This window comes from Bacillus sp. JJ864, assembly GCF_036963045.1.
Taxonomy (GTDB): Bacteria; Bacillota; Bacilli; order Bacillales; family Bacillaceae_G; genus Bacillus_A; species Bacillus_A pseudomycoides_C.
This window is the reverse complement of record NZ_JBALLY010000196.1, coordinates 1-12016: the sequence shown is the minus strand read 5'-3', so window position 1 is coordinate 12016 and position 12016 is coordinate 1. Positions and strand designations below refer to the sequence as shown.

Genomic DNA, 12016 nt, shown 5'->3' with positions numbered 1-12016 from the left:
GTAAGTAGGATATATATATCAAGTTATCAAAGAACTTCATATGTCTAGTTTATCAAAAGTTTTTGGCTAACGCCAAACCGAAATTCATCTCCCACCTACCGTTGGGCTACCGCCCTTCACACGCTTGAGGAAGGAGAATTCTTTCGGATAATTTCGTTAAAGAAATTAAAAATGAGGGTCTTCCTACACAATTAACACACGAACAAGCATGGGCTAAGTATTTTAAGGAAATGACAAGAACTGGTGTGGATGAAAAGACTCTGAGATATATAAGCGATTTTACGATAGGGAAGATGACATTTTGTTGATAGATGGAAGTGTAGTTTAACTGTATAACAATGAATTCAAACAAAGTAGGTGAGATAGATGGAGCAACATCCGATTTATGAAAAATCGTTTGGCGACTACTTACAATTAGACGGAGCCATTGAATACTTCTTTGATAGCTTTCCTGATGAATGGGGAGGTGTAGAAGATATAAGGGATGAAAAGGAACAATCCTTAGATGACTGCTACGAATGCATTGTTGTTATGGAAAATGGATTGGAAGTACAAGTAGAAATATTCCTAGCCAATGATGTAGAAGAAGACGATGATCCATGGGTTTGCAAGGCGTATAAGATTTCTTAATAAAAAGGGAGGGAAAGGGATGTATACCAGCCGTCATGATTGTTGGGAATCTTTTTGGAAAGAACGAGTCACAGTTAATGGAGAAGTAGACATCGAACAAATCAAACAAGAACTCTTTGGATACAAAATGCTGTTAGAAAATATCAAGCAACCTCAACAAGCAATTATGCAGCCTCACACGATAATCCACTTAGCAGAACAACACACAAAAAAACATGAAGAAAAAGTGCTAGAACTAGCTTAATCCAATTGGTGACACGATAGGAAGGGAGTGAACGTGTGGCACGTAGCAAGTTTGATAAGGAATTTGAAAACTTTATTGAAAAGAATTGGAAACCACTCTTAGTTGTAGGAGCTGCAGGTTTCATCTGGTTCTCTAAGGAAAAAATACTAGCGGAAATTATGAAGCATGTTCCAACAATGGTTGATGTGACAACTCGCATTTCTCGAATCATTGTGTTAGCCATCATGCTATATGCCTTGATTCGCATTTTTTTACACTACTTATACTTGTATTTTGAGAAAAAACGATATCGGTATGTACTATTGATTCCGCATATTGACGATGAAGTAACGGCGGAAAAGCTAGGACAAATGATTCGCCACGTACATGGATCAGGACGAAAACCTTTAGAACGTCTTTTAAAAGGTCGCGATTGGTATCGAATGATTATGTATCGGCCAGAAGGAAGAACAGAACGTGTTCGCTACTATATAGGTGGACCAGAAGATGGGCTAAAACGAATCCTACAAGCAATGAAAAGTATCTATATACACAGTGAAATTTATACCATTCCAACAAATGAAATGCCCTTCCCAACAAAAAAGGCAGTTGGAGGACGAATGGTTTTAAAAAGAAAACGATTAGAAGCAACTTTATCTTTAGCACGTTATACGCGGGATGTATTACCGATGTTAGGGAGTGCATTGGAAGAAAAGACATGGATTGATGTTGCTTTGTCACCCGACAATGGGTATCGACTGACAAAGGGTATTCGGAAAGCAGAGAAAGCAATTAAAAAGAAAAAAAGACATGGTTTAGATGCTTTTGAAAAAGAAGAAATAAGGGCATTAAACAAGCGTTTTTCTAACAATGAAGTGGCTTTTCAAGTATCTGTTTCCATTGCAAGTAATCATTATCCTGGTGTACCCGTTATTAAAAATATCGGCCATATGGTAGCTAGTATCATGGCAGATGTGAATGAGCTTCGATATAGACGTTTGAGACATTGTATGCCGGCTGTACCACATCCAGTATACGGAAAAATGGTATGGACGGGATCGGAGCTTTTAAACTTGTTTCATCTTCCAAATGTAACTGGAGATAAAAACAGTAAGACGGAACAAAAGATTTTATATCTTGATAAAGGAGAAGCGATGATACCAGATGATATGTTGGCGCAAGGGATTACCATTGGCCATGTTATGCATCCTTATATCAAAGATAGATTGGTACAGATTCGTGAAGAGTTTTTTAAAAATCATGGCTACATTACAGGGAAAGTTGGTTCAGGTAAAAGTACCATCGCCATGATGTTGATGCAGAGTGTGATTGATAAATGGTTAGAGAATCCAGAAGAAGCCGGAGGACAGTCTCTTTTTGATCCAACAGAAGATTTGGCTTATGTTGCGTTAAATCGTCTACTGAAGGCTGAAAAGGATGGGAAACACGTTGATTGGAGCAAAGTTCATTTCATTCGCTTTCGAAATACGGATTATCCACCAGCATTGAATTTGTTTCATCGCTTTCCAGGAGAAGATATCCAAACAGTTGTTGAATCCATTATGGAAATGATCAAATTAATGATTCAAGGGCAAGCACAACAAACAGAACGCTTATTACGAGCAATTATTGGCACTTTGCTTTGTGATGGAAGTCAAGAACATACGATTTTAAGTATCCCGTTATTTATCAGTGATGAACTATTTCGAGCAAACGTAATTCAAAATTTACAAGGACCAGAGCAAAAATATTACTCTCATTTTTGGAAATATGAAGCCGGAAATGCTTTAGAAGACAGCACACAAGCGATATTAAATCGTTTAGATATATTCCGAAATACATTGTACTTAAAGCGTATGTATGGGCAAACTGGTTTTTCATTAGATATTAGAAAATGGATGGATGAAGGGCATCTCATCTTTTACGATTTAGCGGGAATGGGAAAAGATGATATTCAACTCACAGTGGGTTATATAAGCAGTCAATATCACCGTATTGCACAGCAGCGTCCACATGGTTCTAAACTTCATTTAGCAGTAATTGATGAAGCGCATGATGTGCAAGTACCAGTTCTCCCTAAAATTATCGCGAAAGATCGGAAACATGGTTTAGGGCTTTGGGTCATCACACAGCAAGTTACAGGGCAGCTAGATCGGGATTTGACAGACATGTTAACAGAAGCTGGAGGGAACTACTTCGTATGTAGGCAAGGGTTCAACTCAGCAAAAACATTAGAAGGAATTATGCAAAAGAAGTTTCGTACAGAGTATTTGCAAAACCTTCCTAATCTTGTAGTGGCTATTCAAACACAGGATCGCATCGAGGGTGTTGTACAAAATGTATGGTGTACCATCCAGGTTCCGCCTTTAAATCGTTATTTACCGGACGGTACAGTAGCTGATTATCAAAGTGAAAAACAAATCCAGATATCAAATGATTGGACCAAATCGAAAATTCAAGATTTAGAGCAAAGTAATGGGAAATCTGGATCAGAAATTGATGAGGAAATCGATGACTTCTTATATGGGAAAGGAAAGTATCTTGCATCTGAAAAAGTGGTGCTGAAAAAAGAAGAACCAAAGGTTGAATCTGGTTTCGATAAAATGGAAGAGAAGGTCAACTTAGTAAAAGAAACAAGTGAAAAACAGCAAGTGGACGAAGTGAGTACTCAGGTAGCAACAATACAAGAGATGGAGAAAACGATGCAAAATGCAGTCATTCTCCCATTCCGCAAACAAGAAAGACTGAAGCAGCTAGCTACAGTGGGAGCAAAAAATAAGGAAGATAACATAGAGAGTGAACAACAGTCTGGACAATCAAAAGAAATGAAACAAAAAGACACTTCACAAATTGAAGATGAAGCGAGTGGTTTTGATAGCTGGGAAAAGGAGTAGAACGTATGGGAAACATTTTATTATCAGAAGAAGATGTGAACCTATTCAATGACTTGCATACCCACATATATGTAGATTTCGAGTATATTCATTCGAAAATTTATACGGGATACCAAAAAAGATCAGTTCTGAACCGCTTAGGGAAATTAACAAAAGCAAACTATCTTAAATTCGAATATTTACCAAGTATGTCAGTCCGATATCAAACTCGAAAATCAGGAAGGCCTAAGCGTATCTACACTTTAACACCACAGGGAGTAGATATAGTACGTGGGTTTCGGGGAGAAGTACATTGGAAATCTAAATGGTCACAACGTCCAGCTTCTTTTGTATATCACAGTTTGATGTTATCGCATGTAGAATGTGCAATGACAATTGCCTCGCGGCAAGCAGAGAAGCTTGAGTTAAAAGCTTGGATTAATGAGCCGCGTGGCACATTTCAATACGCAAATGGAAAGAAGCAAATCATTCGCCCAGATGGAACAGCAGTAATTGGATTAAAAAATGAATTTGACAAAAACATGTGCGTATTTATTGAAATGGAACGCTCACACGGTTCCAAAGATGCACTACACAAGAAAATTCTTCGGTACAACGATTTTATGCAGCGAGAAGAAAAGTTAGTTGAGTATCGTATGCATACTGGGATAGCTTATGACCTTCCGTTATGGCGATTGGTTTTTGTAGCCGGGAGTGAAACGAGAAAAAATGAATTAATACGCTATCTAAAGGACATCAGTAGTCCTGAAATTCAAGTGTATATCACACTGTTTGAAGATATATTACAAGATCCATTCGGTGTGATTTATCAAAATATTCGAAATTCCGATAAGAAAGTGAGGTTGTAAGAATGTGTTCCGAGTTGTCCTATCATTCACTGGAAGTATTTTTCTGTTAGTTATTTTTTCAGATTGGATATTTGAAAGAGTACCAGGTTCCCGTGAAGTATGGGAAGCAATAAAAACTCAATTCATAAATACGTATCATACGCAAGGATGGGAGGGTGTTTTAATCCTCGGGCTTGTGTTGGTAGGTGTATACAAAATGATAGATCGATGAAGGGGGGATGTTCATGTGGCAAAAGATCAAACGATTGTTTCAAAAAACGTTTGAGGGTACACAAGGAAAAGTACGAAAGCCTATACGAGTTCCATCATACAAAGGACGTCTGATTGGGAAATGGGCGTTTTGGATCTTGTTCAGCTGGATGCTCATTATATCCTTGACTACAGTTTTAAAAGGAAAAGATACAAGGGCAGAAGCAAAATCTAAATCTGAACAAGTAACACAAAAACAAAACCTCGCTACACGTCCAGAATCGATTGAATTTGCTCGTTTGTTTGCCAAGGAGTACTTTACGTGGCAAAGAGGAGAAGAAGGGCTGAGGAAGCGGGTGGAACGTTTACAGCCGTATCTGTTAAAAACGCTAGATCCACAAGCAGGAATGGATCCAAACAGCTTGCAATGGGATGCCAACTTTTTATACGCGATCGTATTGAAGGTTGAGGAAGGAAAGGGAAATGAAGCAAACGTGATCTTTAAGGTTGGTTACAAGCTACACCGTCAGAAACAAGATAACAGCGGGGAAGAAGTCAAAGATGTACAACAGCAAATATCCATTCCCATACAAACAGATGGGAAAGCATTTGTTATAAATGGACTTCCGCAGATTGTGAAAGTGGAACAAAAGGCGGATGTGAAAGAAGAAAAGAAAGAAATAGCAGAAATTAAAGATTTCAAAGTAAAAGAAGAGATACATGAGTTTTTGCCAACATTCTTTAAATCCTATACAACAGCAACACCAAAAGAATTAGCGTATGTACTAGATAATTCTCAGATTAAAGGGTTAGAAGGTGCAATGAAGTTAGATAAAGTCAATTCCTCTAAGGTATATCCAGGAAAAGAAGAAGGTTGGTATGAAGTGCAAACGGAGGTGATGATGATTGATGTACATTCTGAAACAAAAATGAAAGCTTTCTATTTGTTGACTGTCAAAAAAGATGGGAAACAATTTGTTGTCACAAATTTACAAAACCAATAATGAGAGGGGAGAATGATTGATATGTTAGACATGATGAATCATTTGATGTTGGGGATTGGATTAACGGAGCTTTTTGAAGAGGTGAAAACACAAGGGACCTATGCGTTATATATTGTGTTTATTCTCGGCGGTATCTTTCTAGCGGTTAAACGCGCATGGGCAATATTTGCATCTTTAGTTGTTGGCGGAGCTGCCATGGTTTTCTTCGTCAATAAACCAGATGCGTTAAAAGCACTCGGTGAATTCCTCGGTAAACTTATTGGCTTGTAAGAGAAGGGAGATTAAAGATGCAAGAACAAAAAACAAATCCAATTGTAGCGTACTGTTATGGAAGTTATATGAAGTTTTTTAGAAAGCAATACGAATTGATGGGAAAACCACTTCCACGCGCTGTTACTTGGCGCGCGATGGGATATTTTATAGTGGTAGAGGCGGGGCTTATAGCGCTCCGCGTCTTCCCACCTTTTAAGTGGATATTGAGCGACTTTATTGATCAATTTTATATCGTATACTACATTGTCCTTCCTATTTTTCTAGTTTGGGGTGTTGACCAATACAAAACAGACGAAAAATCGTTATTTGCTTACTTTCGTTCCTGGATAATGTTCAAATTACGAACGCATAAAAGCAGTAGATTGGTAAAGATACCGCAGTTAAAAAAACATGTGATAAGAGGAACTACGTTTATACAGTATCAGCCATGCGATATAAAAAACAAAGCACAGAAAATAGAGAATGAAAATCTAGATACACATGCATATCCACTCACATTTTTAGATCAAAAGGAGGAGTTGGAAATTGTTGAAAAGTATGAAACGAAACCCACTGAAACATATTGAAAGAAACCTCGCAATTAGTATAGATGACCGCTATTCAAGCGTATATGAGGTAGATGGTTTTGGGTACGATCACAAGGATGAAAGTACAAAGAAAATGTATTATCAAAATCAGCTTGCTTTATTTACACATCAAGAGTACGACGTACACTTTCTTGTTATCCCTCGCACAACGAATTCAGATGAAATTATTGATGAACATATTACAACACTAAAAGGGCCGTTGGCACCTACTGGAAGATACTTCTTTGAACAAGTAAAAAAGTATCTTCGCAACTCATCGATGGCAAAAGAAAGCATGGAGTATCGCTTTTACGTGTTAGTTCAAATGAACCAAGAGAAAAAAGAAAGACAAATTATGAATCCAGTTGTAGAATCGTGGAAATTCCTAAGCAAGATGAAAGAGGGGTTTACACAAACAGCAAATAACGTTTCGGGATTAGCTGTAACAGATATTTTAGAAGAGGAAATCGAATCATACTTAGAAACAGAAGAGATTGTCTATCATCAGGTACGTAGTGCATTTTCAAATACCAAACGAGTAACTCCATCCACGATTCGTTTTCTCTTCGAGCATAACTTTACACGCGGTATGACAGAAACTGTACAAAATAAGAATTGGAAAGTTGGCACGACATTGGAAATGCAAAAAGAAGATGGGGAACCTATAAAGATTCGTCGTCCACACTTGCAAGAAATGATTCAACTTACGGACTGTGTCATTGATGAAAGCCCAGGACGTTCTTTAATACTAGAAAGGCAAAATGAAAACGGAGAAATAGAAAAATCACATGTTGCCTTTTTATCCATCAAGAGTATGCCGGAAATGTCTATTTTTCCAGGCGGAGAATGGATTTATAAGCTACAATCCCAGTCTTTAAAATTTCCTGTTGAAATGAGTATTCGTGCTCATCATTTAGAGAATCGAATGGTTACAAAAAAATTAACAAACAGTGAAATGGAGTTAGAAGACCAGCAAAAACAGTCTCTTATGGGACGCAAAGCAATGGATATGACAATCGAGCGCAAGAGGCAAGGGGTTCGAGTTGTAAAAGACCGATTTGAATCGACAGGTGCGCCAGGATACGAATTGAGTGTTTTACTTTGTGTTTATGCGAATGATGCGAAAACACTGCAAAAAAGAATTGAAACGCTCATTACAGAATACAAAAAAATGAAAATAGAGCTGGTCAATCCGTTCGGGGATCAACTTGCTTACTTCTACGAATTCTTACCTGGATCAAAACGTTACAATATGGATTTTAAATTATTTGTAGAACCAGGTATACTCGCTCAAGGTATGTTTGGCGCTACAACACAAATTGGCGACAATCAAGGCTTCTATATTGGGAAAACCAAAAAGTTAGAGCGTCCGGTCTTTATTCGTCCAGATTTAGCAGCGAAAGCATTAGAATATATTATCACAGAATTTGAGAGCTTATCTGTCATGTTTGCAGGGCAAACAGGCAAAGGAAAATCGTTCTTGATGAACTTATTAGCCTTTTGGATTGTCCTCAGCGGGGGAAGAGCATTTATCGTAGATCCAAAGGGGGACCGCGGTAAATGGATAGATTTGTTACCAGGTTTTAATAAGCCAGGATTAGGACTCTTGGAAGTATGGACACTTGGGAAAAATAAAGAAGATGCCGGATGTTTGGATCCATTTCGGATTAGTGCAACCAAGGATGATGCGAAGAGTCTAGCGCTTGAAGTGTTAACCTCTTTATCGGAAGTAGGATTAAATGATACAAGATACGATTACTTATATAAAGCAATTGAAATTGTCTCAGAGCAAGAAGATGCTTGTTTAACACTTGTTCGTCTAGAACTAGAAAACATGAAGTCCAATACGAAACTATTACCAAGCGAATTAGAACAATTAAATGCGTTAACAAACAGATTAGCAACGTTAGAGAGTATTCAATTAGGTGATTTATTGTTTGGAAAACCAGGTCAGAACTATCGAGTTATTAACTTAGAACGTCCGCTTCAAGTGGTGCAAATTCAACATTTGCAAATTCCAAAAGGAGAACCACATAAAAATGAAAGTGTAACAGATAAGTTGTCACGTAGTATTCTAGTTGCGCTGGGTGCGTTCGCAAAGTCTCTTATGCATTCAGACCGGGATGTATTTAAAATTTATATGCTAGATGAAGCGTCTAGTATGTTGAAAAACAGGGAAGGTGCTCGTATTTCAGATAAAGTCATTCGAGAAGGGCGTTATTACAACATGGGACTTTATTCCGGAACACAAAACGCATCGGACTATAATTCAGAAAACAGAGAAATTGCAAATGTGGGTATGAAGTTTTGTTTTTCCCTCAAACATGATGATGAGGCAAGGGAAATGTTGAAGTATTACAATTTACCTGTGACGGAAGAAAATGTCCGCATGTTACGAGGACTACGACGTGGTGAAGCGTTGTTCCAGGATATCTACGGTCGAACAGCAGTTGTTGATATTGACCCGGTGTTTGAAGAACTTGCAAACGCATTTGATTCCTCAACGAAAACAGAGGAAGAACGTGCCAAACAAATGGCATAATGCAGTACAATACAGATAAAGTATTCTAAATTATCTGTATATGGAGGATGGACCAAATGAAAAAAGTAAATATGGTATCAGGATTGTGTATAGCGGGGGTGTTAGCAATTGCCAGTATGACAGGTTGTGCAGCAAGTGAGACAAAGGGTAGTACAAAACAACAAGAGAGTCAAAAAGAACGTGATATGAAAGAAGCTGACAAAGCAGCGATAGAATATTTAAGAGCGTATATCGATGTAGACACTAAAAAATTAAATGATTTACAATATAAAAAATTTAATTTCGGTGAAGATGGAGTGATAAATTCAGGTGCAAGTAAAAATTTAAACAATAGATTTGACTTGGATCGTTATGACCTAAATGAGGGGAAAAACGAGTATTACTATCATGTAAGATATTATAACCCTGTGGAAGAGCGACAACGAGGAATGGATTTAAAAATGGTAAAGGACGAGAATGATGGTAAATGGAAAAATTACGAATGGGCATGGGGAAGCAACTATAGTGTAGATAACATTGTGGGAAGCATGAAGCCTGTACGTGTCCATAAATGGGGGCAAAAAGAATGAAAAAAATCCTTTCTATTTGTATGGTTTTTGTATTTTTACTCATGCCGCTAGGGTCACAGGTCGCCCTAGCGGAGGAAGAGAAAAAGCAAGAACAAACAGGGCCAACGATATCGGAAAATCTATTTAAAGGACATACAGATGATCTGTACAAAGGGAAATATTATGAAATCGACACGGAAGCGCCCAAAAAGGATGATAAAGGTGTTTTACAAAAATTAGGTGGCTATATATTTGGAGATGACAATGTTGGGCAGGATATTCAACGTATGATTTATAGTATCTGTCAGTGGTTTGTGAATTTGGCTTTTAAACTCAACATTATGCTTACACAACTTACAATGTTTTTAGTAGATCAAGCACTAAAATTAGATATCGTATCTGGCGTAGCGGATAAATTGGCGGCAGCGATGCAAAATATTTCGGGTATTGGAAAAGGGCAAGATGGAAAAATGGGTTTTTTGAGTGGGGGATTGTTTCCTTCTATTATTGGCATAGCGTGTGTATTATCTGCTTGTTATGCAGCTTATATCTTTTTTGTGAAACGCCAACCTACAGCGGGATTCAATGAACTTGTGAAAACAGTATTAGTTATTGCGTTTATTCTTGTCTTTATTGGAAATGCAAGTACGGTATTAAAAACGACTAATACCATCAGTTCTGAAATCAGCACCACTATTTTAGCAAAAGCAACGGGGACGGTGGCTGGTGATCCGAATCGCTCTAAAGAGGACGCTATTTCCGCAGTGAAGAAACAAATTTGGGGGATATTAGTGGAAAGACCATATCTATTTCTACAATACGGAGAAGATTCAAAAGAGAAAATTGGTAAGGAACGTGTCGATACATTACTAAAAACGTCCCCAGGAAAAGAAAGAAACTCAATTGTAGATAATGAAATAGCAAAAGAGAAAAACCAAATGATGAAAATGGATTCTGTGGGAGAGCGCATCATTTTCACGATTATTTACTATATTGTAAACCCACTTGTGGGGATTCCAGTCTTGGCATTTTGTTTACTCATTGTAGCTTTCCAATTGTGGTTCCTTGTCATGAGTTTGATTGCTCCTATTGTATTAGCGGTAGCATTGTTACCAGGATACCGTAGAGTAATGGAAAGCTGGGCAACACAGTGGATCAGACCGCTTGCTTTAAAAGTATTAATGTCAGTGATGCTAGTCATTATTTTCACGGTATCCGAATTAATCTATGTGTTACCAGAAGCGGGACTCGCAGGGTACGTATCAACAATGGTGTTTCAAATTATTGTGTTCATTTTATGTTATATCTTTAGGGACAGCATTATAGCATGCTTCGCAAAAACGAAAAACATATATAGAACTGTTACAGATATCTCACTCATGACAGAGCGATTTGTGGACCGTGGAAAAGATGTAGCAATGGGTGTTGGTGGATATATAGGTGAACAGGTAGGAAATCACTTTAATACAGCAGCTGAACTTGCAGCGAATGGCGTTGCAGTAGAAAATGAAGATACGTTAGATGAAGAGAAAAAGCCAAATCTTATGAAGGCGAACGTTCCAGACAATCTCTCAGACGATGAAAATCAAGAACAAAACAATGAGCAAGATGAGAATCAAAAACAACTTGTATCATTACAGGATGAAGAACAAGTAACAGATACAGAAGAACAAGAGGAACAAGATTTAGATGGACGACAAAACTTGACTCATTTAGATCAAGAAGAGTTAGCAGAGATTATGGAAAGATCAGAAGAAGTAACACCAGCAGAACTTGAAAACGATGTATCAGACCAAAATTATGCTTCATTAGAGGAGCTAGAATTAACACCAGAACAAGAGATTACATCTTTACAAGACGCGCCACAAGAACTATCCGCAATTGACATTGTTGATTATCCTACAAATGAATTAGAGACAACAACACTTTCATCAAATTCTACACCCGCAGCTAACCCAACAAATCCGATTAGGAAGACTATACCAGTAGAACCAACTCAAGATCAAATTATTGCTTCACCTGAGATATCTACACCAAATGTCCAAGAGCCATTAGTTTCGAATGAGATTCCGGCACAAGATATAATGGTTCCTGTTTCACCCGAACAAGAAATCCATCCAACTTTGTCAAATGAGCCTATGCCAGTAGAACCAACTCAAGATCAAGTTATTGCTACACCTGAGATACCAACACAAAATATCCAAGAACCAATGGTTTCGAGTGAGATTCCAACGCAAGCTATAACGGTTCCAGCTACACACGAACAAGAAATTCATCCAACTTTGTCAAGTGAACCTAT

General features: G+C 37.8%; 10 protein-coding genes. All 10 read left to right on the top strand.

Features of this window, described 5'->3' with window-relative positions:
• The first annotated feature begins 366 nt into the window (after positions 1-366).
• The gene (locus tag V7024_RS22485; protein ID WP_335524126.1) at positions 367-630 is read left to right on the top strand and encodes a hypothetical protein; all 264 of its coding nucleotides are present in this window, start codon (positions 367-369) and stop codon (positions 628-630) included.
• A gap of 19 nt (positions 631-649) precedes the next feature.
• Complete coding sequence (locus tag V7024_RS22480; protein ID WP_335524124.1) at positions 650-874, top strand: hypothetical protein; 225 nt, start codon at positions 650-652, stop codon at positions 872-874.
• A 35-nt stretch (positions 875-909) separates the two neighbouring features.
• Positions 910-3747, top strand: a complete 2838-nt coding sequence (locus V7024_RS22475) for an ATP-binding protein (protein ID WP_335524123.1) — start codon at positions 910-912, stop codon at positions 3745-3747.
• Positions 3748-3752: 5 nt separating this feature from the next.
• A complete protein-coding gene (locus V7024_RS22470; protein ID WP_335524121.1) occupies positions 3753-4595 on the top strand; it encodes a replication-relaxation family protein in 843 nt (280 codons plus the stop codon).
• A 224-nt stretch (positions 4596-4819) separates the two neighbouring features.
• On the top strand, positions 4820-5788 hold the full coding sequence (locus V7024_RS22465) for a conjugal transfer protein (RefSeq protein ID WP_335524118.1): 969 nt from the start codon (positions 4820-4822) through the stop codon (positions 5786-5788).
• Positions 5789-5809: 21 nt separating this feature from the next.
• Complete coding sequence (locus V7024_RS22460; RefSeq protein ID WP_335524128.1) at positions 5810-6058, top strand: TcpD family membrane protein; 249 nt, start codon at positions 5810-5812, stop codon at positions 6056-6058.
• Positions 6059-6075: 17 nt separating this feature from the next.
• A complete protein-coding gene (locus tag V7024_RS22455) occupies positions 6076-6627 on the top strand; it encodes a TcpE family conjugal transfer membrane protein (protein ID WP_335524115.1) in 552 nt (183 codons plus the stop codon).
• Positions 6587-9169 (top strand): ATP-binding protein, encoded by a 2583-nt coding sequence (locus tag V7024_RS22450; protein WP_335524112.1) that lies wholly within the window; start codon positions 6587-6589, stop codon positions 9167-9169. Before V7024_RS22455 ends, V7024_RS22450 begins: the two co-directional genes overlap by 41 nt.
• A 56-nt stretch (positions 9170-9225) precedes the next feature.
• The gene (locus V7024_RS22445) at positions 9226-9738 is read left to right on the top strand and encodes a hypothetical protein (protein ID WP_335524108.1); all 513 of its coding nucleotides are present in this window, start codon (positions 9226-9228) and stop codon (positions 9736-9738) included.
• Positions 9735-12016 (top strand): CD3337/EF1877 family mobilome membrane protein (locus V7024_RS22440; RefSeq protein WP_335524106.1); only part of this gene is annotated, 2282 nt, incomplete at its 3' end. The genes V7024_RS22445 and V7024_RS22440, both read left to right, overlap by 4 nt.

Bases quoted from the DNA above. Each gene is read 5' to 3' on its own strand.
- V7024_RS22460 (WP_335524128.1), top strand. From the start codon at position 5,810: ATGTTAGACATGATGAATCATTTGATGTTGGGGATTGGATTAACGGAG.
- V7024_RS22455 (WP_335524115.1), top strand. From the start codon at position 6,076: ATGCAAGAACAAAAAACAAATCCAATTGTAGCGTACTGTTATGGAAGT.
- V7024_RS22485 (WP_335524126.1), top strand. From the start codon at position 367: ATGGAGCAACATCCGATTTATGAAAAATCGTTTGGCGACTACTTACAA.
- V7024_RS22465 (WP_335524118.1), top strand. From the start codon at position 4,820: ATGTGGCAAAAGATCAAACGATTGTTTCAAAAAACGTTTGAGGGTACA.
- V7024_RS22480 (WP_335524124.1), top strand. From the start codon at position 650: ATGTATACCAGCCGTCATGATTGTTGGGAATCTTTTTGGAAAGAACGA.
- V7024_RS22445 (WP_335524108.1), top strand. From the start codon at position 9,226: ATGAAAAAAGTAAATATGGTATCAGGATTGTGTATAGCGGGGGTGTTA.
- V7024_RS22470 (WP_335524121.1), top strand. From the start codon at position 3,753: ATGGGAAACATTTTATTATCAGAAGAAGATGTGAACCTATTCAATGAC.